23 protein-coding genes and 1 pseudogene are annotated in these 23,826 nt (G+C 63.4%); 11 read left to right on the forward strand and 13 right to left on the reverse strand.

Annotated features, from left to right (window positions below):
* Positions 1-85 precede the first annotated feature (85 nt).
* The 3 genes from MJ643_RS18535 to MJ643_RS18545 form a co-directional block, all read right to left on the reverse strand.
* Positions 86-1,576 (reverse strand): YifB family Mg chelatase-like AAA ATPase, encoded by a 1,491-nt coding sequence (locus MJ643_RS18535; RefSeq protein ID WP_024087897.1) that lies wholly within the window; start codon positions 1,574-1,576, stop codon positions 86-88.
* Positions 1,577-1,738: 162 nt separating this feature from the next.
* Complete coding sequence (locus tag MJ643_RS18540) at positions 1,739-2,092, reverse strand: gamma-glutamylcyclotransferase family protein (RefSeq protein ID WP_023662910.1); 354 nt, start codon at positions 2,090-2,092, stop codon at positions 1,739-1,741.
* Entirely contained in the window at positions 2,093-2,359 is a 267-nt protein-coding gene (locus tag MJ643_RS18545; RefSeq protein WP_015272255.1) for an accessory factor UbiK family protein, read from the reverse strand.
* 402 nt (positions 2,360-2,761) lie between these two features.
* Here MJ643_RS18545 and glnK point away from each other — a divergent pair, with 402 nt between their 5' ends.
* From glnK to sutA, 3 genes are all read left to right on the forward strand, one after another.
* Positions 2,762-3,100, forward strand: a complete 339-nt coding sequence (glnK, locus tag MJ643_RS18550) for a P-II family nitrogen regulator (RefSeq protein ID WP_002555808.1) — start codon at positions 2,762-2,764, stop codon at positions 3,098-3,100.
* Between the two features lie 46 nt (positions 3,101-3,146).
* Positions 3,147-4,478 (forward strand): ammonium transporter, encoded by a 1,332-nt coding sequence (locus MJ643_RS18555; protein ID WP_015272254.1) that lies wholly within the window; start codon positions 3,147-3,149, stop codon positions 4,476-4,478.
* Between the two features lie 430 nt (positions 4,479-4,908).
* Positions 4,909-5,238, forward strand: coding sequence for a transcriptional regulator SutA (gene sutA, locus MJ643_RS18560; protein WP_013974748.1), 330 nt, complete (start codon positions 4,909-4,911; stop codon positions 5,236-5,238).
* Positions 5,239-5,413: 175 nt separating this feature from the next.
* Here the strand turns inward: sutA and MJ643_RS18565 are convergent, their stop codons facing one another.
* Genes MJ643_RS18565 through MJ643_RS18590 form a run of 6 tightly spaced genes read right to left on the reverse strand, consistent with a single transcriptional unit; the run spans position 5,414 to position 10,036 of the window.
* On the reverse strand, positions 5,414-6,109 hold the full coding sequence (locus MJ643_RS18565; protein WP_038410237.1) for an HAD family hydrolase: 696 nt from the start codon (positions 6,107-6,109) through the stop codon (positions 5,414-5,416).
* Positions 6,106-7,005, reverse strand: coding sequence for a tyrosine recombinase XerC (xerC, locus tag MJ643_RS18570; protein WP_013974746.1), 900 nt, complete (start codon positions 7,003-7,005; stop codon positions 6,106-6,108). Before xerC ends, MJ643_RS18565 begins: the two co-directional genes overlap by 4 nt.
* A complete protein-coding gene (locus MJ643_RS18575) occupies positions 7,005-7,715 on the reverse strand; it encodes a DUF484 family protein (RefSeq protein WP_015272252.1) in 711 nt (236 codons plus the stop codon). The genes xerC and MJ643_RS18575 overlap by 1 nt, the downstream gene beginning before the upstream one ends.
* Before the next feature lie 13 nt (positions 7,716-7,728).
* Positions 7,729-8,559 (reverse strand): diaminopimelate epimerase, encoded by an 831-nt coding sequence (gene dapF, locus MJ643_RS18580; protein ID WP_013974744.1) that lies wholly within the window; start codon positions 8,557-8,559, stop codon positions 7,729-7,731.
* 4 nt (positions 8,560-8,563) lie between these two features.
* Positions 8,564-9,811, reverse strand: coding sequence for a diaminopimelate decarboxylase (gene lysA, locus MJ643_RS18585; protein ID WP_013974743.1), 1,248 nt, complete (start codon positions 9,809-9,811; stop codon positions 8,564-8,566).
* Positions 9,812-9,820: 9 nt separating this feature from the next.
* Positions 9,821-10,036, reverse strand: a complete 216-nt coding sequence (locus MJ643_RS18590) for a lipoprotein (protein WP_004375542.1) — start codon at positions 10,034-10,036, stop codon at positions 9,821-9,823.
* 296 nt (positions 10,037-10,332) lie between these two features.
* Here MJ643_RS18590 and cyaY point away from each other — a divergent pair, with 296 nt between their 5' ends.
* From cyaY to rnk, 3 genes are all read left to right on the forward strand, one after another.
* Positions 10,333-10,665, forward strand: a complete 333-nt coding sequence (cyaY, locus tag MJ643_RS18595) for an iron donor protein CyaY (RefSeq protein WP_004375540.1) — start codon at positions 10,333-10,335, stop codon at positions 10,663-10,665.
* Position 10,666: 1 nt separating this feature from the next.
* Positions 10,667-10,891 carry a DUF1289 domain-containing protein gene (locus MJ643_RS18600; RefSeq protein ID WP_013974742.1) on the forward strand — a complete coding sequence of 75 codons (225 nt, stop codon included), beginning with the start codon at positions 10,667-10,669 and terminating at the stop codon, positions 10,889-10,891.
* Positions 10,892-11,037: 146 nt separating this feature from the next.
* Positions 11,038-11,448: a nucleoside diphosphate kinase regulator gene (rnk, locus tag MJ643_RS18605; RefSeq protein WP_023661830.1), complete on the forward strand. Its 411-nt coding sequence runs from the start codon at positions 11,038-11,040 to the stop codon at positions 11,446-11,448.
* 31 nt (positions 11,449-11,479) lie between these two features.
* Here rnk and MJ643_RS18610 read toward each other — a convergent pair whose 3' ends face one another.
* On the reverse strand, positions 11,480-14,335 hold the full coding sequence (locus MJ643_RS18610) for a class I adenylate cyclase (protein WP_169775120.1): 2,856 nt from the start codon (positions 14,333-14,335) through the stop codon (positions 11,480-11,482).
* Between the two features lie 172 nt (positions 14,336-14,507).
* On the opposite strand from MJ643_RS18610, the gene MJ643_RS18615 reads away from it, so the two are divergent.
* The gene (locus tag MJ643_RS18615; protein ID WP_013974739.1) at positions 14,508-14,960 is read left to right on the forward strand and encodes a YaiI/YqxD family protein; all 453 of its coding nucleotides are present in this window, start codon (positions 14,508-14,510) and stop codon (positions 14,958-14,960) included.
* A 180-nt stretch (positions 14,961-15,140) separates the two neighbouring features.
* On the opposite strand, the gene elbB is transcribed toward MJ643_RS18615, so the two are convergent.
* Positions 15,141-15,800, reverse strand: a complete 660-nt coding sequence (elbB, locus tag MJ643_RS18620; RefSeq protein ID WP_169775119.1) for an isoprenoid biosynthesis glyoxalase ElbB — start codon at positions 15,798-15,800, stop codon at positions 15,141-15,143.
* A 310-nt stretch (positions 15,801-16,110) separates the two neighbouring features.
* Here elbB and MJ643_RS18625 point away from each other — a divergent pair.
* Positions 16,111-16,539: pseudogene (locus tag MJ643_RS18625) on the forward strand (sterol desaturase family protein); the annotation flags it as partial.
* A gap of 501 nt (positions 16,540-17,040) precedes the next feature.
* Here MJ643_RS18625 and MJ643_RS18630 read toward each other — a convergent pair.
* Positions 17,041-17,685, reverse strand: coding sequence for a DedA family protein (locus MJ643_RS18630; protein WP_015272245.1), 645 nt, complete (start codon positions 17,683-17,685; stop codon positions 17,041-17,043).
* A 213-nt stretch (positions 17,686-17,898) separates the two neighbouring features.
* Here MJ643_RS18630 and ppk1 point away from each other — a divergent pair, with 213 nt between their 5' ends.
* The gene (ppk1, locus tag MJ643_RS18635) at positions 17,899-20,139 is read left to right on the forward strand and encodes a polyphosphate kinase 1 (RefSeq protein ID WP_013974735.1); all 2,241 of its coding nucleotides are present in this window, start codon (positions 17,899-17,901) and stop codon (positions 20,137-20,139) included.
* On the opposite strand, the gene ppx is transcribed toward ppk1, so the two are convergent.
* Positions 20,126-21,628 carry an exopolyphosphatase gene (ppx, locus tag MJ643_RS18640; RefSeq protein ID WP_004375529.1) on the reverse strand — a complete coding sequence of 501 codons (1,503 nt, stop codon included), beginning with the start codon at positions 21,626-21,628 and terminating at the stop codon, positions 20,126-20,128. The two genes, ppk1 and ppx, sit on opposite strands and share 14 nt — an antisense overlap.
* Positions 21,629-21,882: 254 nt before the next feature.
* Here ppx and trxA point away from each other — a divergent pair, with 254 nt between their 5' ends.
* Together trxA and rho are read left to right on the forward strand one after the other, a co-directional pair.
* Positions 21,883-22,212: a thioredoxin TrxA gene (trxA, locus tag MJ643_RS18645; RefSeq protein ID WP_003253660.1), complete on the forward strand. Its 330-nt coding sequence runs from the start codon at positions 21,883-21,885 to the stop codon at positions 22,210-22,212.
* Positions 22,213-22,540: 328 nt separating this feature from the next.
* Positions 22,541-23,800, forward strand: a complete 1,260-nt coding sequence (gene rho / locus MJ643_RS18650) for a transcription termination factor Rho (RefSeq protein WP_003253661.1) — start codon at positions 22,541-22,543, stop codon at positions 23,798-23,800.
* The last annotated feature ends 26 nt before the right edge of the window (positions 23,801-23,826 follow it).

Raw genomic sequence — 23,826 nt, forward strand, 5'->3', positions numbered from 1 at the left:
CACTGCTCTCACCCTTTCGAGTTTAAGAGACCTTGAAGACACAAGCTGGCTTGCCTGCGATGGGCTGCAAAGCAGCCCCGGCAATCTAACTGCTCCCCGGCCGGTACTGCAGGGCCTCGGCCAGATGCGCCCGGCCAATTGCCTGGTTACCTTCCAGATCCGCCAGCGTCCGCGCCACCTTCAGTAACCGGTGAGCCGCACGTAACGACAGGGTCAGCCGCTCACAGGCCCCCTCCAACCAGGCCTGGTCCGCCGCCGCCAACCCACAATGGCAGCGCAACCCCTCAAGGTCGAGAAATGCATTCGCACACCCTTGCCGCCGCTGTTGCAGTTCACGTGCCTCGGCTACCTTGGCCGCCACATCGGCACTGGTCTCGCCGCAGGGCTGGTTGTTCAGCGTGGTGCTCTCCCGGGCCACGGTCAGGTGCAGGTCGATACGGTCCAGCAATGGCCCGGACAGCTTGTTGCGATACCGCGCGATCTGCTCGGTGCTACAGCGGCAGCGGCCAGTGGGGTCGCCCAGGTAGCCGCAAGGGCAGGGGTTCATTGCCGCCACCAGCTGGAAACGGGCCGGGAAGCGCACCTTGTCGCGGGCCCGGGCAATCACGATCTCGCCCGACTCCAGCGGTTCGCGCAACACTTCCAGCACGCGACGCTCGAACTCAGGTAGTTCATCCAGAAACAGCACGCCATGGTGGGCGAGGGTGATTTCGCCCGGTTGCGGCCGGCTGCTGCCGCCGACCAGTGCCGGGCCGGAGGCGGAGTGATGCGGATGGCGGAAGGGCCGCTGCGGCCAGCTGCTCAGTGGCGTATGGCCGCTGACCGACTGTATCGCCGCCACTTCCAGTGCTTCGTGCTCGTCCAGTGGTGGCAGCAGCCCCGGCAAGCGGCTGGCAAGCAAGGTCTTGCCGGTACCGGGAGGCCCGGTGAACAAAAGGTTGTGCGCCCCGGCCGCCGCTAGCAGCAGCGCACGCTTGGCCGCCAGTTGGCCCTGCACTTCGCTCAGGTCCGGGTACGGGCGTTGCTGCAGGATCAGGCCGTTGGCGGCATACGGTGGCAATGGCACCTGGCCGTTCAGGTGGGCGACCAGTTCCAGCAGGTGCCCCACCGCATACACCACCAGCCCGCCTGCCAGGCTGGCTTCCTCGGCATTCTCCCGCGGCACCACCAGCGCCCGGCCTGCTTCGCGTGCCGCCAGTGCTGCGGGCAACACGCCCTGCACCGGGCGCAACTTGCCAGACAGCGCCAGTTCGCCCAGGCATTCGACCTCGGCAAGGGTGGCCGTTGGTACCTGGCCATCGGCGGCGAGGATACCCAGGGCAATTGCCAGGTCATAGCGCCCGCCATCCTTGGGCAGGTCGGCGGGGGCGAGGTTCTGGGTGATGCGCCGCTGCGGGTAGTTCAAACCGGAGTTGACGATGGCGCTGCGTACCCGGTCCTTGCTCTCTTTGACCGTGGTTTCCGGCAGACCGACCAGCGTGAGATGGGGCAAGCCGTTGGCCAGGTGGGTTTCGACGCTGACCGCCGGTGCCTGCACGCCCACCTGGGCGCGGCTGTGGACGAGGGCTAGGGACATGGACGCTCCGTTGTCGCTGAAGAGGGCCGCTTCCTGCGGCTTTGCAAGAATAGCGAGCACGGCCCGGGCCGGCGAAAGAAGTGTGCGTCCTGGTTTTTCAGGCAGGGGTTTCCCCTGCATTGTCACCCCGTCGGGTTCGTGCCTGCTGTGCGCCGGAAGGGCTCAGGCGCGTACATAAACCCAGGCAGTCAGGCCCGATGCGAGCGTTACGGCCACGCGCTTGTAGTCAGCGACTTCATAGCGATCCGCCGCTGCCAGCTCTTCTTCGCTGATCTGGAAGACCATGCCGGCCACGCTGTCGTCTGCCTGGCTGCTGGGAGCGACGATAGGGTGATGGGACTTGCCGCTGGCTGCCAGCACGGCCGGATCGGTGATCTCGACCCAGTCCTGGCGGTAGCCCAGCATGCGGTCGGCTTGGCCGCTCAGTTCGCGGCCGAAGTTGGCGAGCTGCACGGCCTTGTCCTGCAAGGTGCCGTAGGAAAACAACAGTACCGGGTATGCGCTGGAGGGTTGCATTCACTCATCCTGTGGGGTCGGGTTCAGCCGGGCTTCCAGCTCGGCCACTTGTTTTTCCAAAGCCTCCAGGCGTGCGCGGGTGCGCGCCAGTACGACCATCTGGCTGTCGAATTCTTCGCGGCTGACCAGGTCCAGCTTGCTGAAGGCACCTTGCATCAGCACCTTGAACTGACTTTCCAGTTCGGCGCGGGGCTGGGCGGTATCGCTGCTGAACAGGCGCGATGCCTGGTCGCTCAGGGCATCGAGAAGGGCTTTGGGCGCGAGCATGGGGCTGTCCACTGATACTGGGAAATGGCCGGCAGTGTAGCACGCATGCATGAGCATCCGGCCTCGTCGCTGGCTCCTACAGAAAGCAGCGCTCATCTGAAACTGCACATTTTTCGAGCGATGCGGCAGGTCGAAGTGCACCGAAATTGTGCATGTTTCCCATGCTGGCGACTGGCCAATCCCGACTGATTCACATAACTCCCTGTTTTCCCGAGCTTTGACGGAACTGGCAAGGTTTCTGCAAAGACCAGTGCGAGCCATGCACTGATGCAGTTCTTTGTGACCAGGCAGTGCGCACGCGGAGCCGGATGCCGACGACGCGTTACAAAGCCAACCGCTGCGCTTAGACTTGAGACGGGTTTGTTTTCCTGGGGCAAGTCCACCAAATCGGGAGAGAGTTTCATGAAGCTAGTCACAGCCATCATCAAGCCGTTCAAGCTGGACGACGTGCGCGAGTCGCTGTCGGAAATCGGCGTGCAGGGCATCACCGTCACCGAAGTCAAAGGTTTCGGTCGGCAGAAGGGCCACACCGAGCTGTATCGCGGTGCTGAATATGTGGTCGATTTCCTGCCCAAGGTGAAGATCGATGTCGCCATCGATGACAAGGACCTTGATCGGGTAATCGAAGCCATCACCAAGGCAGCCAACACCGGCAAGATCGGTGACGGCAAGATTTTCGTGGTGAATCTGGAGCAGGCAATCCGTATCCGTACCGGCGAAACCGATACCGACGCGATCTAAGCAGCAACAAAGCCTCACCAAACCCAACGCCCCAGGAGAAAACAACATGACTCTGCGTAAGATCGCAGGGCTAGGAGCCCTATTGTCCCTCGTAATGCCCGGGCTTGCCTTGGCAGAGGAAGCTGCCCCAGCGCTGAATTCCGGCGACACCGCCTGGATGCTGACCGCAACGGCGCTGGTGCTGTTCATGACCATTCCGGGCCTGGCCCTGTTCTATGGCGGCATGGTGCGTTCCAAGAACGTGCTGTCGGTAATGATGCAGTGCTTTGCAATTACTGGCCTTATGAGCATTCTCTGGGTCGTCTATGGCTACAGCATGGCCTTCGATACCACCGGTATGGAAAAGGGCGTGCTCAACTTCAATTCCTTCGTCGGTGGCTTCTCCAAGGCGTTCCTCAGCGGCGTCACGCCCTCAAACCTGACCTCGGCTGCCGCGCTGTTCCCTGAAGCGGTATTCATCACCTTCCAGATGACCTTCGCCATCATCACCCCGGCGCTGATCGTTGGTGCGTTCGCCGAGCGCATGAAGTTCTCCGCGATGCTGGTGTTCATGGGCATCTGGTTCACCCTGGTCTACGCGCCTATCGCGCACATGGTCTGGAGCGGTGACGGCGCACTGATGTGGGACTGGGGCGTGCTTGACTTCGCCGGCGGCACCGTGGTGCACATCAACGCCGGTATCGCTGGCCTGGTCTGCTGCCTGGTGCTGGGCAAGCGCAAGGGCTACCCGACCACCCCGATGGCTCCGCACAACCTGGGCTATACCCTGATGGGCGCGGCCATGCTGTGGGTCGGCTGGTTCGGCTTCAACGCAGGCTCTGCCGCGGCTGCCAACGGCACCGCCGGCATGGCCATGCTGGTGACCCAGATCGCCACCGCCGCCGCGGCCCTGGGCTGGATGTTCGCCGAGTGGATCGGTCACGGTAAACCGAGCGCCCTGGGCATTGCTTCGGGTGTGGTCGCCGGCCTGGTCGCCATCACCCCGGCTGCCGGTACCGTAGGCCCCATGGGTGCCCTGGTGATCGGCCTGGTCTCGGGTGTGGTCTGCTACTTCTGCGCCACCAGCCTCAAGCGCAAGCTGGGCTATGACGACTCGCTGGACGCCTTCGGCGTGCACGGCATCGGCGGTATCGTCGGCGCCATCCTCACCGGTGTGTTCGCAGCTCCGGCGCTGGGCGGCTTCGGTGCCGTCACCGACATCGGCATGCAGGTCTGGATCCAGGCCAAGGGCGTGATCTTCACCGTGGTCTACACCGCCATCGTCACCTACGTGATTCTCAAGGTGCTTGATGTGGTGATGGGCCTGCGGGCAAGCGAAGAAGAAGAGTCGGTCGGCCTCGACCTGGCTCAGCACAACGAGCGCGGCTACAACCTGTAACCGCGACGCGGTAAAAACTTGCCCGGCTTGCCGGGCATTTTTTTTGCCATATTTTTAGCATTTCCCGCACGGCAAACGGTTTATCCGACACGTTCGCGACGTAGGCGGAAATCTTACAAAACGCAGAGCATTCATGGTGCTTTGCTTTTTCTGCTGGCGCGCTAGAATGCGCGCCGAAGGGTGTTTGACGAGGAGTCCACACGCTTCGCCAGCCTTTGCTAGGCTTGCCAATAGCGTGTGGCCAGCAGGGGCTAAAGGATTTGTCAGGTCCTGCCAGGAGCAGGGTCTGCTGGGTGCCGCCTCCCATCAGGAGCGCCGACCCTAGGGCAGTGGCCTAACCCACGGCCAGTTGAATTTTCACTGGTGGCTGCCGGTCTACGGCTGCACTGGTCTATAACTAACCTGCTTTTCGCAAGTCATGAGGTAGAACATGAGCGACGACGATCTGGAAAATGATGACCTCGAAGTAGGCGACGAAGACGAGGGCGATGAAGGCCTCGAAGCGGCAGCTGATGATGGTGCCGAAGACGCTGGCGATGACGACAGCAGCCCGGCACCCGCTGCCAAGGGCAAATCCAAGGCCGCGGTCTCGGTAGACGAGATGCCGAGCATGGAAGCCAAGCAGAAGGAGCGTGACGCCCTGGCCAAGGCCATGGAAGAGTTCCTCGCCCGCGGCGGAAAGGTTCAGGAAGTCGAGGCCAACGTGGTCGCCGATCCGCCCAAGAAGCCGGACAACAAGTACGGCAGCCGCCCTATCTGAGTGGCTGATCGAAAAAAAGCCCGCCGTCGCTGCGGGCTTTTTTGTGCCTGCGGGTTATGGGTTGCCTGTGCCGGCCTCTTCGCGGGTAAACCCGCTCCCACAAGGACGGCGCAGGACCTGAAAGCAGTGGTGAACCTGTGGGAGCGGGTTTACCCGCGAATGGGCCGGCCCCCTGTCAGCGCCAGCGCGCGAGGATGTCGGGTAACTGCGACAGGCGCTGGATCTCGGCGTCCGGCGCCTGTTCGCCTGCCCACGCCTTGCCCTGGGGGTTGAACCACACCGCCCGCAGCCCGGCGCGCTGGGCGCCGGCAATGTCATCGCCCGGGTGGTCACCGATGTGCACCGCTGCGCTGGCTTCCACGTCACCGCGGCGCAGGGCTTCGAGGAACGGCGCCGGGTCCGGCTTGCCGATGCCGAGGTCTTCGGCACACAGGGCAAAGCGGAAATAGTCCGCCAGCCCCAGCCGGCTTACGTCGGCATTACCGTTGGTGACCACGCCCAAGGTGTAGTGATGGCGCAGGATCTCCAGCACCGGCTGCACCTCCGGGAAAATCTCCACCTGGTGGCGGGCATGCAGGAATACTTCGAAACCTTCGTTGGCCAGCTCTTGCGCATGCTTCTCGCTGTAGCCGACTTCTTCCAGGGCATGAAACAGCACCCGTCGACGCAGGGCGCTGATACGGTGCTTCAGGCCCGGTTCGGCTTGTACCAGGCGCTCGCGGATGGCGAACAGGTGCTCCACCGGTACGCCGCCAAGGATCGGGGCGTTGGCTTCGAGCCAGTCGCGCAGCACGACTTCCGCGCTGGCAATTACCGGCGCGGTATCCCACAGGGTGTCGTCGAGGTCGAAGGTGATCAGCTTGATGCTCATGAGTCTGTGCCTTTGCTGCGTTTGGCCCGAGGGTGGGCGCTGTCGTACACCGCGGCCAGGTGCTGGAAGTCCAGGTGGGTATAGATCTGCGTGGTGCCGATGTCGGCATGGCCGAGCATCTCCTGCACCGCGCGCAGGTCCTGGGACGATTCCAGCACGTGGCTGGCGAAGGAATGGCGAAGCATGTGCGGGTGCAGGTGCTGGCCCAGCTCGCGCTCACCGGCTGCCTTCACCCGTTGCTGAACGGCCCGTGGGCTGATGCGGTTGCCTTGGCGGGTGATGAAAACCGCGCGGTCGCGCGGGTTGCCGATGCCGCGCAGGCGGTACCAGGCCTGCAATGCCTCGCGGGCCTTGCGGCCGACCGGCAGCACGCGGGCCTTGCCGCCCTTGCCCAGCACCTGCACCAGGCCGGCTGCGAGGTCGAGGTGATCGAGGTCGAGGTTGGTCAGCTCGGACAGGCGCAGGCCCGACGAATAGAACAGTTCGAGGATGGCCTGGTCACGACGGGCGATGAAGTCATCGTCGACACCGCCATCCAGCAGTTGCAGGGCGCGGTCGGTGTCCAGCACCTTGGGCAGCCGGCGTTCGCCCTTGGGCGCGCTCAGGCCGCTGGCCGGGTCGTGCTGGCACAAGCCTTCGCGGTTCAGGTAGCGGTACAGGCCACGTACCGCCGACAGCAGCCGGGCCAAGCTGCGCGAGGACTGGCCGTGGTGGTGCTGGCGGGCGATCAGCTGGCGCAGCTGCTGGATCTGCAGCGCCTGCCAATCGGCAATGCCGTGCTCCTTGCAGTAGGCGACCACCTTGTCCAGGTCGCGACGGTAGCCCAGCAGGGTGTGCTCGGACACCTGGCGCTCGTTGCGCAGGTGTGCGCAATAAGCCTCCAGCTGGCGTTCCATCAGCGTACCGGGCGCAGGGTCTGGGTAACGCGTGGCACAACGCGGCCAAGCACCTCGGCAATGTAGCCAAGGAACAAGGTGCCGACGCTGCTCTTGTAGTGTTGCGGGTCGCGGCTGCCGATCGCCAGCACCCCGTGCAGGCCCTGGTATTCCAGGGCAGCCACGGCGCTGGAGCCCACTTCCCGGCGCTGTTCTTCACCGAACAGGAAGGCCAGCTCGTGCTCGCGCAGGTTGCCGCTGACCGTCTTGCCGCCGCCCAGCAGGGCACCGATGGCCTGCTGCGCTTCGGCGTTGCTCACCCAGCGCCCGACCGGCGCGACGTTTTCGCCGAACAGGATCAGGCTGACGAAGGGCACCTGGAATTCCTGGCGCAGGCTGTCTTCGACTGCCATCACCACTTCCTCCAGGCTGCCGGCGTCGAGCAGGTCGAGGATCAGCCGGCGGGTCTTGTCGAAAAGCCGATCGTTGTCGCGGGCCACGTCCATCAGTTGCGACAGGCGGTGGCGCATCTCGATGTTGCGGTCGCGCAGCAACTTGAGCTGGCGCTCCACCAGCGACACGCTGTCGCCACGCTGGTGAGGGATGCGCTGTTCGATCAGCAACTCGTCGTGCTCGGCGAAGAAGGTGGGGTGGGCGCGCAGGTAGGCGACCACCGCTTCGGCATCGAGCTCGGCGGACTGCTGGGGTACAACCTGGGGCTGATCGGTCATGGCGGTTACTCGCTTAGAGACGAACCTGTCCTTCGTAGACGCGTACGGCTGGGCCAGTCATCAGCACGGGCTTGCCGGGGCCGGCCCATTCGATGTGCAGGCGGCCACCGGGCAGGTCGAGGGATACCGGGGAGTCCATCCAGCCCTGGCTGATCGCCGCCACGGCGGCGGCGCAGGCGCCGGTGCCGCAGGCCTGGGTTTCGCCCGCACCACGTTCCCACACCCGCAGGTTGGCGCGGTGGCGGTCGATGACCTGGAGGAAGCCGGCATTTACCCGCTGCGGGAAGCGTGGGTGGTTTTCGATCTTCGGGCCCAGCTCATGCACAGGGGCGGTACGCACGTCGTCGACACGCAGCACGGCATGCGGGTTACCCATGGACACGGCGGCAATCGAATGCACCTGGCCGTCGACTTCCAGTGGGTAGTTCAGCGCCTGCTCGTCGGCGACGAAGGGGATTTCGGCAGGGATGAAGCGCGGTGGGCCCATGTCGACACTGATCTGGCCGTCGTTCTGCACGTCCAGTTCGATGATGCCGCTCTTGGTTTCCACGCGGATGCGCTTTTTCGCGGTCAGGCGCTTGTCCAGCACGAAGCGGGCGAAGCAGCGCGCACCGTTGCCGCACTGCTCGACCTCGGAGCCGTCGGCATTGAAGATGCGGTAGCGGAAGTCCACTTCCGGGTTGTTCGGCGCCTCGACGATCAGCAACTGATCGAAGCCGATGCCGGTGTGGCGGTCACCCCATTGCTTGGCGTGCTTGGGCTGGATGTGCGCGTGCTGGCTGACCAGGTCGAGGACCATGAAGTCGTTGCCCAGCCCATGCATCTTGGTAAAACGCAGCAGCATGGGCTTACTCCGGCAGCAGGCTTTCGCCAGCGTACAATTCGGCGATGGTCTCGCGGCGGCGTACTTCGAAGGCCTGGTCGCCGTCGACCAGGATTTCAGCGCAACGGCCACGGGTGTTGTAGTTGGAGCTCATGACAAAACCATAGGCGCCCGCGGACTGTACGGCCAGCAGGTCACCTTCGGCCAGGTTCAGCACGCGGTCCTTGCCGAGGAAGTCGCCAGTCTCGCAGATCGGGCCGACCAGGTCGTAGGCACGGCCTTCGCCTGCGCGTGGCTTGACCGCGCTGACACCCATCCAGGCCTGGTACAGGGCCGGGCGGATCAGGTCGTTCATCGCCGCATCGATGATGGCGAAGTCCTTGTGTTCGGTGTGCTTGAGGTATTCCACGCGGGTCAGCAGGACGCCGGCGTTGGCCACGATGTAGCGGCCCGGCTCGAACACCAGGGCCAGGTCGCGGTCGCCGACGCGCTCGCGGATTGCCTTGATGTAGTCGGCCACCAGCGGCGGCTCCTCATCGCGGTAACGCACGCCGACGCCGCCACCCAGGTCCAGGTGGCGCAGATGGATGCCGCACTCGGCCAGGCGGTCGACCAGCACCAGCAGGCGGTCAAGGGCATCGAGGAAAGGCTCGACGGTGGTCAACTGCGAACCGATGTGGCAGTCGACGCCGACCACTTCCAGGTTCGGCAACTGCGCGGCCCGCACGTAGATGGCCTCGGCGTCGGCGATGGCGATGCCGAACTTGTTCTCTTTCAGGCCGGTGGAGATGTACGGGTGGGTGCCGGCGTCGACGTCCGGGTTGACCCGCAGCGAGACCGGGGCAACCTTGCCCATCTCGGCGGCCACTACCTGCAGGCGCTCCAGTTCGTCGGTGGATTCGACGTTGAAGCAGTGCACCCCGACTTCCAGGGCACGGCGCATGTCGTCGCGGGTCTTGCCTACACCGGAGAACACCACGCGGTCGGCACGGCCGCCAGCGGCCAGCACGCGCTCCAGCTCACCGCCGGATACGATGTCGAAGCCTGCGCCCAGGCGTGCCAGCACGTTCAGCACGCCAAGGTTGGAGTTGGCCTTGACCGCGAAACATACCAGGTGCTCGGTGCCTTGCAGTGCATCGGCGTAGCTACGGTACTGGGCCTCGATGTGGGCGCGCGAATACACGTAGGTAGGGGTGCCGTAGCGTTCGGCGATGGCCGACAGGCCCACGCCTTCCGCGAACAGCTCGCCGTCGCGGTAGTTGAAAGCGTTCATCTGGTTTCCTTACTGCGCTGGCGACTGCTCGGGCTCGGACTGCAGCTCGGGTTGCTGCTCCTGCGTCGGGGCCGGCTTGGCTTTTGGCTGGTACTGGTGCGACTTGTGGCTGGCCTTGCCGTCCTTGCCGTCTTCAGGCAGGTACAGCGGGCCTTTCTGGCCGCAGGCCGAAACGAGGCAGGCAACAGCGACCAGCGCCGCGAGGGAGGAAATCAGGCGCTTCATGGGTGAAATCCTTAGAAATATGCAGTATTGCGCCCGAGTATACCGAGCGACCGACGGCTTGCCTATGCAAGGGCCGGCCCGCCGGGCGGGCTATTCTTACCGCCTGCAAGGGCCCTTTCGCGGCTGAAGCCGCTCCCACCTCGACCGCATTGGCCTCACGCCATGTGCAGTACTGTAGGAGCGGCTTTAGCCGCGAAGGGGCAAGTGAAGGTAGCGGCTAAACCTTTGCATTCGGCGGCAAGCGCCCGTATCTTGCCGGGCTTGCTTGTAACGCAGCCAATTTCGAGGTTCCTGCAATGAGTTTGAGTGAAGCGCGTTTCCATGATCTGGTCGACGCGACCCAACAGGCCCTGGAAGACCTGTTCGACGAGAGCGGCCTGGACCTGGACATGGAGAACTCCGCTGGTGTCCTGACCATCAAGTTCGACAATGGCAGCACGCTGATCTTCAGCCGCCAGGAGCCGCTGCGCCAGCTGTGGCTGGCCGACCGTTCCGGCGGTTTCCACTTCGACTACGACGAAGAAAGCGGCAAGTGGGTGTGCGAGAAGAGCGAGGAGCTGCTGGGCGAAATGCTCGAGCGCATCGTCTGGGAGCGGGCCGGCGAGAAGCTGGACTTCGACGAGATCTGACATGAGCAGTACCCAGGCCCGGCCGCCCAAACCGCTCTACAGCAACGTCAGCCCCGCCGTGCCGTCGCCGTGCATCAGCGTTTGCCGGCTGGACGAACAGCGGGTGTGCACAGGTTGCCACCGGCATGTCGAGCATATCCGTGAATGGCGTTCGGCCGATGACGAACGGCGCCGGCAGATTTGCCGCGAGGCCCAGGCCCTGCGCGACCAGGCTAAGGCACACTGATCGCAGGGGCTTGAGTATTTACCCGGCTGTGGTAACGTCGGGTTCTGCGTCGGTGACGCCAAAGCCTTCACAAACCCCGCCCTTGGGCGGGGTTTTGCTTTATCTGCACGATGAAAACCGCCTGTTCAAAGGAGTCTGACTGGATCATGAGCACCAAGCCTTCCCTCATCCTCACCCGATTGGACGTACAACGTCTGGAGCGTCTGATCGACAGCCTCGACGAGAGTACGCCGGGTGTGCTCGCCCTGCAGGGCGAGCTGGACCGCGCCGAGCAGGTGGTCGGTCACGAGGAAGTCCCGGCTGGTGTGGTGACCATGAACTCGCGCGTGCACTGCCGTGAGGAAGCCAGCGGCAAGGACTACCACCTGACCCTGGTGTACCCGAAGGATGCCGGGCCGGAAGGCAAGGTCTCGATCCTGGCACCGATCGGTTGCGCCTTGCTGGGGTTGTCGGTGGGCGAACAGATCGACTGGCCGGCCCCGGGGGGCAAGACCCTCAAGCTGAAGCTGCTGGAAGTGGAATACCAGCCGGAAGCGGCGGGCGATTTTGACCTGTAAGGGCTAGGGGGCGCAACGCGCCCCCGGCAATTCAAGCCTCTTGCGCCAAAGCCTGCTCCAATCCCTCGTTCAAAGCCTGCTCCAGCTCCCGCTTGTAGCGCAGATACAGCTGCGTCGATCCCAGCTGGTCATCCAGCAACTCGGACAAATCCAGGTCCGTGATGTAGCAGCGGTACTGCCCTGCACCATGTCGCTGCCCGATGATCTGCCGGGCCACCACCGCATACAACTGCTCACCATGCTCCAGTTCGGAAAACTCCTGCTGGTCGCAATACAGCGTCACGTGCGCCGCGCCTGCCACCCCGGCCTGGATGATCGCCTGCACCTCATAGTAAGGCTGGTCACTACCCTCGACCGGCGCCTGGCGCGGCTCGATGCTGCGCGCCTTGCCTGGCCCGGAAGGCAGCAGTTGCGCGTAGTGGATGTCCAGTGATGCCGCGCGCTGGGTGTCCAGCGGCAGCTGGGCATCACGGCGCATCACCACCGAGCGCAGAAAACGCTGCAGCGGCAACAGCAAGTGAGCTTCGTCGTGCAGCGGCAGGCGTTGCTGCCACAGGGCATTGTATTCATCCAGCACGTACAACTCGGCCCAGCCACCCTGCAGGCGGTAGAACACCTGGATGCAGAAAGGCCGGCCTTGCTCCAGCACCAGGTGCAGGTCGTGGTCCTGCAGGGCGTTGGCGTCCAGGTACAGTGGGCTGTAGGCGCTGCGTTCTTCGCCCAGATGGTTCAACAGTGCCTCATGTTCGGCCAAGGTGGTGAGGCCGACATGCCCGGCCATCAGCTCCAGCACATGGGTGTGCTGGGCCACCTGCAGCAGGTAGCGGTGGTTCAGGCCTTGGTCCAGCAGCAGTTGTACGGTGTCGAATATTTCCTCCACGCGTTGGCCGATGGCCTGGGCGCGGCTCTGGCAGAAGCAACGCACCCGCACCTTCGGCCGGTGTCCGCGCGGCACGGGGCTGTTGAGGAAGTCGCGCAGGCAGCGCACCAGTGCGTGCTCGCCGTCATAGCGCTGGACCAGCACTTCGTTCCAGCTGTTGAGGATGACCTGGTCCAGCGTCAGGACCAGGTTTTCGCGCACGCCTGCGTAGCTCAAAGAGTCGGTGCGCTCGGTGGTCATCAGGATGTTCAGGTCGCGGTGGTGGCGCAGCGGGTCGATGGCGACGTTGACCAGCAACAGCACCTCGTCGGCAACGCTCGGCTGCAACAAGCGCACCTCGCTGACGGTCGGCAAGGGCAGGGGAATGCTCTGCTGCAGGCAGCCGATCAGGTTGAATAGCTCGAATTCGCTGAGGTCGCTGACACCTGGGTGCAGCGCCAGGCGCGTGCTGCTGTCGATCACTCCATTGCGATAAGCCCAGGTCAGCAACTCGAGCACCTCGCGGCAGCGTTTGAGCGGGCTGAAGTGGTCCACCTCATGGGGGCTCAGGTTGCCGGTGTACAGCTCCCAGTGATGGCTGCCGGGCTCCTTGCGATTAGGCGCTTGTACCAGGGTCAGGGTGCCTTCGGCCAGGTCCGGGGCGATACCGGGGTTGATGACTTCGACCTTGCCGGCGCGGCGCTCGAAGGCGGCGTAAAGGCGCCGGCCCAGCACATTGAGATCGCGTTGGTCGGCGCGGCTGCTGGCGTTCTGGGTGCGAGCGAACTGGCTGAGAAATCGGTAGCTATGGTTCAGTTCGGCCACCAGTTCACGGCGCTCGATGGCAACCTGCTGCACCTTCCATTGATTGCGACTGTCCAGCAGGGCCAGCTGGCGCTCGTCCCAACCCCATTCGTCGGCCAGGCGCTGCAACAGCCGGCGTTGCCAGCCATTGGCCCGGGTCGGGTCGCTGAGCTTCTTGTTAACCTTCAGGTACAGGCTGCGCCGCACCAGCTCTAGGCGCGCGTGTTCGCCACGCTGCAGCAGGTAGCGCTCGATGCGCCGGTACACCATCACGTAGGGGTCCAGCTCGTCAAGGTCTAGCTGGTTGGCGAACACTGCCTGCTTGTAGTCCAGGCTCAGGCAGCGAACGGTGGGGTGCTCGCTGGCATAGGCCTCGGTCAGCAGCAGCTTGAGCAGCGACTTGTAGGGCGAGTCGATGCCTTTGAACAGCTGCCACAAGCCGGCGCCGACGAACTCGCCGGGCGGGATGTGCGCCAGGTTGCCGAGATCGAGGGCGTCCTGGCTGCGGATGAAACGCTTGGACAGCAGGGTCTGGGTATAGGTGTGGTAATCGTGTTCCTGGTAGACCGGCACCAGCCACCACAGTGGCGTGCGCCCGGCCAGCCAGATAGTGGTGCGGTAGAACTCGTCCAGCAGCAGATAGTGCTGGGTGGTGCCGCAATCGTCGGAGCCGAGCTGGCCTTCGCGCTGGCCTTGGGCGAAACCTTGCGTGTCGATCAGGAAGAAGTGCGCCTCGGCACCCAGGCTTTCCGCCCATGCCTCAAGCAGCTGGCATTTGCGGCGCAGTTCGTCCAGCAGCTCATCGGCCAGGCCCGGGGCGTGGCAAACCCACAGGTCCATGTCGCTTTGCTCGGCTTGGGCCAGTGAGCCCAGGCTGCCCATCAGGAACAGGCCGTGGATCGGCCGCGGCGGATTGCCATGACGGGCCTTGTAGGTGAACGAGCGGGCCAGGCGCTGGGCCTCGACTACCAGCTCGGCGCTTGGCTCGTAGCCCGATACGCCGGCGGGGGTGCTGCCGGAGACATAGCCCGGCAGCAACGGGTGGTTCACATGAAACAGCAGCGGCAGCAGTGTCAGCACCTGTTGCTGGCGCGTCGACAGGCCCTCCAGGGCCCGCTGCAGCCGGCCTTGGTTGAGCCGCAGGAAGCGCGCACGCAATGTCGCCAGGACCTTGCGGTCGATGCCTTCGTCCAGGTCGGGGCGGATTTCGTGGGGGTGGTTCATTGCGCACTCGGGCAGGCCAGCGGGGCTGTGGCGAGTGTAGCCTGAGTGGCGAGGTCGGATAAGCGGCAATTGAAATATTGGCGCCATTTTTCCAGCGCCCATGGGTGACTGCTGCAGCTTTCGTTGCGCTTGAGGCATGATGGGGGCCTCAAGCTGATTGCGAGGTTTTCCGATGCGTGTGTGGATCGATGCCGACGCCTGCCCCAAGGCAGCCAAGGATCTGATCGTCAAGTTCGCCCTCAAGCGCAAGTTCGAGGTAGTGATGGTGGCGGGCCAGGCTGTGGCCAAGCCGGCGTTCGCTATCGTGCGCCTGATCGTGGTACCCAGCGGCATGGACGCAGCCGACGATTACCTGGTGGAGCACGCCGTGCCTGGTGAGTTGGTGATCTGCAGTGACGTGCCGCTGGCCGACCGCCTGGTGAAAAAGGGCGTGGCGGCGCTGGACCCCCGCGGGCGCGAGTTCGACGAACGCAACATGGGTGACCGGCTGGCGGCGCGCAACTTGTTTACCGAGTTGCGCGAGCAGGGCCAGGTGGGGGGAGGGCAGGCGCCTTATGGCGAGCGCGAGAAGCAGGCGTTTGCCAATGCGCTGGACCGGATCATCGCCCGGTTGTCCAAACCCTGAAGCGACCCGGCTGGCAGGATGGACACGACGTGTGGGAGCGGCCTTGTGTCGCGAAAGGGCCGCGAAGCGGCCCCAGGATTTTCAGCTTCGCCGCATAAATTGCCGGGGCCGCGCTGCGGCCCTTTCGCGACACAAGGCCGCTCCCACAGGGACCGCGTCAGATTCTGAATCTTGCACCAGTTACTCGTGCGTCAGCTCCAGCACCCGATCCACCAGCTTGTAGATCCCGCCAGCCGCTTCACTGATCGACTTGGCCTCCATGTACGCCGGGGTGGTCACCAGCTTGCGCTGGGTGTCCTCGACAATATCGTGCACATCGCATTCTTCATGAGTGCCACCCATCTTCTGCACGGCCGCCGCAGTGCCAGCGTCGGTACCGATGGTGCAGACCACGCCTGGCCCGTAAATCTTCGCCGCCAGCGCCGGCGAGATGCAGATCAGGCCAACCGGCTTGCAGGCACCGGCAAAGGCTTCGGCCAGGGCCAGCACATCTGGGTGGACGCTGCAGTTGGCGCCTTCCATGGCAAAGTTGGACAGGTTCTTCGCCGCCCCGAAACCGCCCGGCACGATCAGCGCATCGAAGTCTTCGGCCTTGGCCTCGCGGATGTCCTTGACCTCGCCGCGGGCAATGCGCGCCGACTCCACCAGCACATTGCGCGATTCGGGCATTTCCTCGCCGGTCAGGTGGTTGATCACATGCATCTGCGCAATGTTCGGCGCGAAGCACTGCACCTGCGCACCACGCTGGTCGAGGCGCAGCAGGGTGATCACGCTTTCGTGGATTTCGGCGCCGTCATAAACGCCACAGCCGGAAAGAATCACCGCTACTTTTTTTGTCATGCTTTTTACTCCACTGTCGAGGCGCTAAATGTCCTCTAGTTTGGCAGATGTAGCCATAGGGATTCCTGCAAGCGCGGCCTAATCTTGGCGGATAACACCTGAGGTCGTACCCATGGACCTGATCCTGCTGGCCGTGCCGTTCTTCTTCGTGCTTATCGCCGTCGAACTGCTGGCCGACCGTGTGCGCGGCCAGCGCAACTTCACCCTGGCCGACTCGATCAACAGCCTCAGCACCGGTGCGCTGTCGACCAGTACCGGTTTGCTGACCAAAGGGGTGGGGCTGGTGACCTATGCCCTGGCGTTCGAGCACATGGCGTTGCTGCGCCTGCCGCCGCAGGCCTGGTGGGTGTGGCTGCTGGCCTTTGTCCTGTACGACTTCTGCTACTACTGGCTGCATCGTCTTGGCCACGAGCGCAACGTGCTGTGGGCTGCGCACTCGGTGCATCACCAGAGCGAGGAATACAACCTCACCACGGCGCTGCGCCAGACCAGCAGCGGGTTCATCTTCTCGTGGCTGTTCTACCTGCCGCTGGCGTTGCTCGGTGTGCCGCCGCTGGTGTTCATCACGGTGGCGTCGCTCAACCTGCTGTACCAGTTCTGGGTGCATACCCGGCACATTCCCAAGCTGGGCTGGCTTGAGTGGGTGTTGATCACGCCATCCAACCATCGCGTCCACCATGCGCAAAATCCTGCTTACTTGGATCGCAATTACGGCGGCGTGTTCATTCTCTGGGATCGTCTGTTCGGCACCTTCAAAGAGGAGGACCCAGCCGAGCCGGTGGTGTTCGGGGTGACCACGCCGCTGGCCAGCTGGAACCCGCTGTGGGCCAACCTGCAGTTCTATGCCCAGCTCTGGCACGACGCCCGGCGCGCCGACAGCCTGTGGGACAAGCTGCGCATCTGGTTCATGCCCACCGGCTGGCGCCCGGCCGATGTGGCCGCACGCTACCCGCAGGCCAAGCAGGAGCTGGCGTTATTTCGCAAGTTCGAGGTTGCCTTGGGCCGTGCGCAGCAGGCCTATGTGGCGGCGCAATTCGTGAGTTACGTGGCGCTAGGCAGCTATCTGATGGAGGTGGCCGAGCGCGTGCCAACCGCCGCCCTGGTACTTGGCTGGGCGCTGATGGCGTTTGGCTTGTTCGTACTTGGTGCGCTGCTGGAGAACCGACCATGGGCCATGCGCCTGGAGTTGGTACGGTTGCTGGCGAATGCGCCGGCGCTGTACCTGGCAGGCGCACTGGGCCTAGCGGTGGTCGTGCCGCCGACCTGGTTGTTCCTCGTGGCTTACAGCTTGCTCAGCCTCTGGGGCCTGGGCTTTGCCCGCCGCCTTGCGCTCCGCGCGCAACGTGCGGAAGCGCCGGCGCAGCCACAACAGGCCGCCCAGCGCCAACAGGCCACCGAGCACCCATAGCTCGTAGCGCTTCACGTTGCCCAGCAGGCCTTCAAGGATGGCGCCGAAGTGATACGCGGCCGCGCCCAGGGCCACTGCCCAGATGGCCGCGCCGATACCGTTCAGCAGCAGATAGCGGCGTGGCGGGTAGCCGGACAGGCCAATGGCCACCGGCATGACCGTGCGCAAGCCATAGACGAAGCGGAAACTCAGTACCCAGATGTCGGGGTGGCGACGGATGTGGTCCAGCGCCCGGTCACCCATCGCCTGCCAGCGTGGCTTGCGCGCCAGGATCCTGCGCCCGTGGCGGCGGCCCATGAAGTACCACAGCTGGTCGCCGGCATAGCTGCCGAAAAATGCCACCAGACACACCAGGTTGATGTCCATGTAACCGCGGAACGCAAGGAATCCTGCAAGCACCAGGATGGTCTCGCCTTCGAAGAAGGTGCCTAGAAAAAGGGCGAAGTAGCCGAAATCCTGCAGGAATTGTTGAAGCATTTTCTGAGGTGCTGGCGAAATGAACGCGAAGCCTACCCCTTCGCGCGCGTTCGTGAAAGTGTCCAGATGTGTCTCGACATGAACAATTCCTGCTTGGAGAATGCCAGAAGCCACGCGCCACGGCTTGCCCTGGCATGTAACACAGGCGTCATAATGGGCGCTTATCTTGCCGCTCAATAGATGATAGGGCGTTAACGTCCTCAGGAACGCCAGATGAATAATGAAGTGCTAACCCCTGTCGCGATCAAGGATGCTCAGGAACTCCCCGAAGAGATGGTGCAGACCCCGCCAGACCTGCCGCCAGCGCCCCTGCCTGCCGAACCGGTGGCAGAGACTGCGGCCCCGGCCCCTGCGCCGGCCCCGGCGATCGTCATCCCAGGCCTGGACGACAGCAGCCTGTACATTCATCGCGAACTCTCGCAGCTGCAGTTCAATATCCGTGTGCTGGAGCAGGCGCTGGACGAGAACTACCCGCTGCTCGAACGCCTCAAGTTCCTGTTGATCTTCTCCAGCAACCTCGACGAATTCTTCGAGATCCGCGTTGCCGGCCTGAAGAAGCAGATCAACTTTGCCCGTGAACAGGCCGGTGCCGACGGCCTGCAGCCGCACCAGGCGCTGGCGCGTATCAGCGACCTGGTGCACAGCGAAGTGGAGCGCCAGTACGCGATCCTCAACGACGTGCTGCTGCCCGAGCTGGAAAAGCACCATATCCGCTTCATCCGCCGGCGTTACTGGACGCCCAAGCTCAAGACCTGGGTGCGCCGCTACTTCCGCGACGAAATCGCCCCGATCATCACTCCGATTGGGCTGGACCCGACCCACCCGTTCCCGCTGTTGGTGAACAAGAGTCTCAACTTCATCGTCGAGCTCGAGGGTGTCGATGCCTTCGGCCGCGATTCGGGCCTGGCGATCATCCCGGCACCGCGCCTGCTGCCGCGGGTCATCCGGGTGCCGGAAGAGGTGGGTGGCCCGGGCGCCAACTACGTGTTCCTGTCGTCGATGATCCACGCGCACGCCGACGACTTGTTCCAGGGCATGAAGGTGAAGGGCTGCTACCAGTTCCGCCTGACCCGTAACGCCGACCTGGCGCTGGACTCCGAAGAGGTCGATGACTTGGCCCGCGCCCTGCGCGGCGAGCTGTTCTCGCGCCGCTACGGTGACGCCGTTCGCCTGGAGGTGGCCGACACCTGCCCGAAACACCTGTCGGACTACCTGCTCAAACAGTTCAGCCTCAGCGAAAGCGAGCTTTACCAGGTCAACGGCCCGGTCAACCTTACCCGCCTGTTCAGCATCACTGGCCTGGACAGCCACCCCGAGTTGCAGTACACGCCGTTCACCCCGGCGATCCCCAAGCTGCTGCAGAACGCCGACAACATATTCAGCGTGATCGGCAAGCAGGACATCCTGCTGATGCACCCGTTCGAGTCCTTTACCCCGGTGATCGACCTACTGCGCCAGGCCGCCAAGGACCCGCACGTGCTTGCCGTGCGCCAGACTCTGTACCGTTCCGGGGCCAACTCGGAAATCGTCGACGCACTGGTGGACGCGGCGCGTAACGGCAAGGAGGTCACTGCGGTGATCGAGTTGCGGGCGCGCTTCGACGAAGAGTCCAACCTGCAGATGGCCAGCCGCCTGCAAGCGGCCGGTGCGGTGGTGATCTACGGCGTGGTCGGCTTCAAGACCCACGCCAAGATGATGCTGATTCTGCGCCGAGAGCACGGCGAGATCGTGCGTTATGCGCACCTGGGCACCGGTAACTACCACGCCGGCAACGCCCGCCTGTATACCGACTACAGCCTGCTGACCTCCGACGACGCCCTCACCGAGGACGTCGGCAAGCTGTTCAGCCAGCTGATCGGCATGGGCAAGACCCTGCGCATGAAAAAACTGCTGCACGCGCCGTTCACCCTGAAAAAGGGCATGCTCGACATGATCGCGCGGGAAACCCAGTTCGCCCTCGAAGGCAAGCCGGCGCATATCATTGCCAAGTTCAACTCGCTGACCGACGCCAAGGTCATCAAGGCGCTGTACAAGGCCAGCCAGTCGGGCGTGAAGATCGATCTGGTGGTGCGTGGCATGTGCTGCCTGCGCCCAGGCATTCCGGGGGTTTCGCACAACATTCAGGTGCGCTCGATCATCGGCCGCTTCCTCGAGCACACGCGGGTGTTCTACTTCCTCAATGGCGGCGAAGAGCAGATCTACCTGTCCAGTGCCGACTGGATGGAGCGCAACCTCGACAAGCGCGTCGAGACCTGCTTCCCGGTGGAAGGCAAGAAGCTGTTGCTGCGGGTGAAGAAGGAGCTGGAAGGCTACCTGACCGATAACACCCACGCCTGGACCCTGCAGCCGGACGGGCGCTATGTGCGCAGCACGCCGACCGGCAACCAGAACCCGCGCAGTGCCCAGGCGACCCTGCTGGAGCGCCTGAGCAACCCGGTCCTCAACGTACGCTGAGGACGAAGCCGACCCGGGCCAGCCACTCCGCCTCGTTGGCGAAGTCGGCCTGGGTCAGCTGGTTCTGTTCCAGCCAGCCCTCCGGGAAGGCGACATCGAGGCTGCTGTCGGCAGCCTTGAGCTCGACCTTCGGCATCTGCTGATTGCCACGGATGTGGTGGAACAGGATGGCGAAGCGCAGCAGCACGCACAGGCGCAGCAGCTTGACTCCTTCCTCGCCCAGTTCGGCGATCTTGTCCTTTGGGATGTTGCGGCGATGGCCGCGTACCAGCAAGGCCATCATCTGCTGGTCCTCGCGGGAGAAGCCCGACAGGTCGGAGTGCTCGATCAGGTAGGCGCCGTGCTTGTGGTAATGGTAGTGGGCGATATCCAGGCCGATTTCGTGCACTTTCGCCGCCCAGCCCAGTAGATCGCGCCAGTTCCCGTCTTTGAGGTCCCACGCGTCGGCCACCTGGTCGAAGGCGTGCAATGCCTTGCGCTCGACGCGTGCAGCCTGGCCCTGATCCACGTGGTAGCGCTCCATCAGCGAGTTCAGGGTGCGTTCGCGCACATCTTCGTGGTGGTGGCGGCCCAGCAGGTCGAACAGTACGCCTTCGCGCAGGGCGCCGTCGCAGTGGTCCATGCGCTGCAGTTCCAGGGCATCGAAGATCGCTTCGAGAATCGCCAGGCCCGCCGGGAAGATGGTGCGGCGGTCCGGCTTGACGCCTTCGAAGTCGATCTTGTCGACCTCTCCCAGCTTGAACAGCTTGCGCTTGACCCAGGCCAGCCCTTCGGCGTTGACCTCGCCATTGCCCAGGCCGCCTGCCTTGATGGCGGCGCCGATGGCACGAATGGTACCGGACGAGCCGATGGCCTCGTCCCAGGTCAGGCGGTGCAGGGCATTCTCGATGCTCATCAGCTCCAGGCGCGCGGCGGTGTAGGCCTGGGCGTAGCGGGCCGGGGTTATTTTGCCGTCGCGGAAGTAGCGCTGGGTGAAGCTTACACAGCCCATCTGAAGGCTTTCGCGCAGCAGCGGCTCGAAGCGCTGGCCGATGATGAACTCGGTACTGCCGCCACCGATATCGGCCACCAGGCGCTTGCCGGGGGTATCGGCCAGGGTGTGCGACACGCCCAGGTAGATCAGGCGCGCTTCTTCACGGCCGGAGATCACCTCGACCGGGTGGCCAAGGATGGCTTCGGCGCGCTGGATGAATTCGTTGCGGTTGCGCGCTTCGCGCAAGGCGTTGGTACCGACGATGCGCACGGAGCCTGCCGGCATGCCGTTGATCAGTTGGGAAAAGCGCTTGAGGCAATCCAGGCCTCTTTCCATTGCCTCTTCACTGAGCATGCGTTCTTCGTCGATGCCAGCGGCCAGCTGAACCTTCTCGCCGAGCCGCTCGAGAATGCGGATTTCGGTATGGTGGGCCTTGGCCACGACCATGTGGAAGCTGTTGGAGCCAAGGTCGATGGCGGCAATCAGGGACAGGTTCTTCGCGATGGTATGCGGCATGATCTGGTTTTTCTCGGTCGTTAACCCGGCAATCGTGCCACGATAGCAGGCTGTCGCCAACGCGTGGTACACAGCCATTGAGCTGGCCTTGATGCAAGGCAATGTGCCATTCGATGCTATGACGTTTGTATGACAGTTTCGATTCGTGGCGTCTTGCACAACTATAGTTACACTCAATCGTCCGTGGCTTCCTGTCGGGCGTGGGTACGGCTATCATGGGCCACGTTTTTTTGCTTACGACCCTGGAGATATCCATGAGCAGCGATCTGATCAAACATGTCACCGACGCCTCCTTCGAAGCCGATGTCCTTAAGGCCGAAGGCGCCGTACTGGTCGACTACTGGGCTGAATGGTGCGGTCCATGCAAGATGATCGCTCCGGTACTGGACGACATCGCCTCCACCTACGAGGGCAAACTGACCGTCGCCAAGCTGAACATCGACGAGAACCAGGAAACCCCGGCCAAGCACGGCGTGCGTGGTATCCCGACGCTGATGCTGTTCAAGAACGGCAACGTCGAAGCCACCAAGGTCGGCGCCCTGTCCAAATCGCAGCTGGCCGCGTTCCTCGACGCCCACCTGTGATGTGAAAAAGCCCCGCAGATGCGGGGCTTTTCTTTGCCCGAAGGGCCTGTGGGAGCGGGTTTACCCGCGAATTCGATGCCGAACCCGCTGCCGCCTTCGCGGGTAAACCCGCTCCCACATGGCACGATTTACCCGGTCAAAACCACTAGACGTCGAAAAAAGCAAGTGTTACATTCGGCCTCGCACTGCTTCTCCAGTGCCCTCTACACGCCGTCGCCGAAGCATCCCTAATTCGAATCAGTACGCGATCTTGTCGCCATCTAGCGGCGCGGCCTCATTAAGCCAGAAGCTTAATTCTCCCTTCTTACATGATTACGTCATTCCCCTTATGAACCTGACTGAACTCAAGCAAAAGCCGATTACCGATCTTTTGGAAATGGCCGAACAGATGGGCATCGAAAACATGGCCCGTTCGCGCAAACAGGACGTGATTTTCGCCCTGCTGAAGAAGCACGCGAAAAGCGGCGAAGAGATCTCGGGTGACGGCGTGCTGGAGATTCTCCAGGATGGTTTCGGTTTCCTGCGTTCGGCTGATGCGTCCTACCTGGCCGGCCCTGACGATATCTACGTCTCGCCCAGCCAGATCCGCCGCTTCAACCTGCGTACCGGCGACACCATCGTCGGCAAGATCCGCCCGCCGAAGGAAGGGGAGCGTTACTTCGCCTTGCTGAAGGTCGACACCATCAACTTCGACCGCCCGGAAAACGCGAAGAACAAGATCCTGTTCGAAAACCTGACGCCGCTGTTCCCGAACAAGCGCCTGAAGATGGAAGCCGGTAACGGCTCCACCGAAGACCTGACCGGCCGCGTCATCGACCTGTGCGCCCCGATCGGCAAAGGCCAGCGTGGCCTGATCGTTGCTCCGCCGAAAGCGGGCAAGACGATCATGCTGCAGAACATCGCGGCCAACATCACCCGTAACAACCCCGAGTGCCACTTGATCGTCCTGCTGATCGACGAGCGCCCGGAAGAAGTGACCGAAATGCAGCGCACCGTGCGCGGCGAAGTGGTTGCCTCCACCTTCGACGAGCCGCCAACCCGCCACGTGCAGGTTGCCGAAATGGTAATCGAGAAGGCCAAGCGCCTGGTCGAGCACAAGAAGGACGTGGTCATCCTGCTGGACTCGATCACCCGTCTGGCGCGTGCCTACAACACCGTGATCCCGAGCTCCGGCAAGGTACTGACCGGTGGTGTCGACGCCCACGCCCTGGAGAAGCCGAAGCGCTTCTTCGGCGCCGCGCGTAACATCGAGGAAGGCGGTTCGCTGACCATCATCGCTACCGCGCTGGTCGAAACCGGCTCGAAGATGGACGAAGTGATCTACGAAGAGTTCAAGGGCACCGGCAACATGGAGCTGCCTCTGGACCGCCGCATCGCCGAGAAGCGCGTGTTCCCGGCCATCAACATCAACCGCTCCGGTACCCGCCGCGAAGAGCTGCTGACTGCCGACGACGAGCTGCAGCGCATGTGGATCCTGCGCAAGTTGCTGCACCCGATGGACGAAATCGCCGCCATCGAGTTCCTGGTCGACAAGCTCAAGCAGACCAAGACCAACGACGAGTTCTTCCTGTCGATGAAGCGCAAGTAAGCGTTTCAGGCCGGAATTTATGGGGC

It is taken from the genome of Pseudomonas sp. PNPG3, assembly GCF_023093815.1.
Lineage (GTDB): Bacteria > Pseudomonadota > Gammaproteobacteria > Pseudomonadales > Pseudomonadaceae > Aquipseudomonas > Aquipseudomonas asiatica.

Bases quoted from the DNA above. Each gene is read 5' to 3' on its own strand.
- MJ643_RS18630 (WP_015272245.1), bottom strand. From the start codon at position 17,685: ATGCTTCAACAATTCCTGCAGGATTTCGGCTACTTCGCCCTTTTTCTA.
- MJ643_RS18565 (WP_038410237.1), bottom strand. From the start codon at position 6,109: ATGAGCATCAAGCTGATCACCTTCGACCTCGACGACACCCTGTGGGAT.
- lysA (WP_013974743.1), bottom strand. From the start codon at position 9,811: ATGAACGCTTTCAACTACCGCGACGGCGAGCTGTTCGCGGAAGGCGTG.
- trxA (WP_003253660.1), top strand. From the start codon at position 21,883: ATGAGCAGCGATCTGATCAAACATGTCACCGACGCCTCCTTCGAAGCC.
- MJ643_RS18555 (WP_015272254.1), top strand. From the start codon at position 3,147: ATGACTCTGCGTAAGATCGCAGGGCTAGGAGCCCTATTGTCCCTCGTA.
- rnk (WP_023661830.1), top strand. From the start codon at position 11,038: ATGAGCACCAAGCCTTCCCTCATCCTCACCCGATTGGACGTACAACGT.
- elbB (WP_169775119.1), bottom strand. From the start codon at position 15,800: ATGACAAAAAAAGTAGCGGTGATTCTTTCCGGCTGTGGCGTTTATGAC.
- xerC (WP_013974746.1), bottom strand. From the start codon at position 7,005: ATGGAACGCCAGCTGGAGGCTTATTGCGCACACCTGCGCAACGAGCGC.
- ppk1 (WP_013974735.1), top strand. From the start codon at position 17,899: ATGAATAATGAAGTGCTAACCCCTGTCGCGATCAAGGATGCTCAGGAA.
- glnK (WP_002555808.1), top strand. From the start codon at position 2,762: ATGAAGCTAGTCACAGCCATCATCAAGCCGTTCAAGCTGGACGACGTG.
- MJ643_RS18615 (WP_013974739.1), top strand. From the start codon at position 14,508: ATGCGTGTGTGGATCGATGCCGACGCCTGCCCCAAGGCAGCCAAGGAT.
- MJ643_RS18590 (WP_004375542.1), bottom strand. From the start codon at position 10,036: ATGAAGCGCCTGATTTCCTCCCTCGCGGCGCTGGTCGCTGTTGCCTGC.
- MJ643_RS18600 (WP_013974742.1), top strand. From the start codon at position 10,667: ATGAGCAGTACCCAGGCCCGGCCGCCCAAACCGCTCTACAGCAACGTC.
- dapF (WP_013974744.1), bottom strand. From the start codon at position 8,559: ATGCTGCTGCGTTTTACCAAGATGCATGGGCTGGGCAACGACTTCATG.
- MJ643_RS18540 (WP_023662910.1), bottom strand. From the start codon at position 2,092: ATGCAACCCTCCAGCGCATACCCGGTACTGTTGTTTTCCTACGGCACC.
- MJ643_RS18545 (WP_015272255.1), bottom strand. From the start codon at position 2,359: ATGCTCGCGCCCAAAGCCCTTCTCGATGCCCTGAGCGACCAGGCATCG.
- sutA (WP_013974748.1), top strand. From the start codon at position 4,909: ATGAGCGACGACGATCTGGAAAATGATGACCTCGAAGTAGGCGACGAA.
- cyaY (WP_004375540.1), top strand. From the start codon at position 10,333: ATGAGTTTGAGTGAAGCGCGTTTCCATGATCTGGTCGACGCGACCCAA.
- ppx (WP_004375529.1), bottom strand. From the start codon at position 21,628: ATGCCGCATACCATCGCGAAGAACCTGTCCCTGATTGCCGCCATCGAC.
- MJ643_RS18575 (WP_015272252.1), bottom strand. From the start codon at position 7,715: ATGACCGATCAGCCCCAGGTTGTACCCCAGCAGTCCGCCGAGCTCGAT.
- MJ643_RS18610 (WP_169775120.1), bottom strand. From the start codon at position 14,335: ATGAACCACCCCCACGAAATCCGCCCCGACCTGGACGAAGGCATCGAC.
- MJ643_RS18535 (WP_024087897.1), bottom strand. From the start codon at position 1,576: ATGTCCCTAGCCCTCGTCCACAGCCGCGCCCAGGTGGGCGTGCAGGCA.
- rho (WP_003253661.1), top strand. From the start codon at position 22,541: ATGAACCTGACTGAACTCAAGCAAAAGCCGATTACCGATCTTTTGGAA.